The organism is Paraclostridium dentum, from assembly GCF_012922555.1.
Lineage (GTDB): Bacteria > Bacillota > Clostridia > Peptostreptococcales > Peptostreptococcaceae > Paraclostridium > Paraclostridium dentum.
The window spans coordinates 1-342 of record NZ_WIPK01000175.1 but is presented as its reverse complement, the minus strand read 5'-3'; the positions used below and the strand labels follow the sequence as shown (position 1 = coordinate 342).

Genomic DNA, 342 nt, shown 5'->3' with positions numbered 1-342 from the left:
CTGGTGGGATTAACAGGGCTCGAACCTGTGACCCCCTGCTTGTAAGGCAGGTGCTCTCCCAGCTGAGCTATAATCCCGGATATTTATTTATGGTGCGCCCAAAGGGACTCGAACCCCTAACCTTCTGATTCGTAGTCAGACACTCTATCCAGTTGAGCTATAGGCGCATTATTATATTGGAGGCGACACCCAGATTCGAACTGGGGATCAAGGAGTTGCAGTCCACTGCCTTACCACTTGGCTATGTCGCCATTTTTCAATATATAAAAAAATGGTGATCCATCCGCGACTCGAACGCGGGACACCCTGATTAAAAGTCAGGTGCTCTACCGACTGAGCTAA

3 tRNA genes are annotated in these 342 nt (G+C 49.1%); all 3 read right to left on the bottom strand.

The window, feature by feature from the left end:
- Position 1 precedes the first annotated feature (1 nt).
- Positions 2-77, bottom strand: a tRNA-Val gene (locus GFJ41_RS18270).
- 13 nt (positions 78-90) lie between these two features.
- Positions 91-167 (bottom strand) — tRNA-Arg (locus tag GFJ41_RS18265).
- A 10-nt stretch (positions 168-177) separates the two neighbouring features.
- Positions 178-251 (bottom strand) — tRNA-Cys (locus GFJ41_RS18260).
- Positions 252-342: the final 91 nt, after the last annotated feature.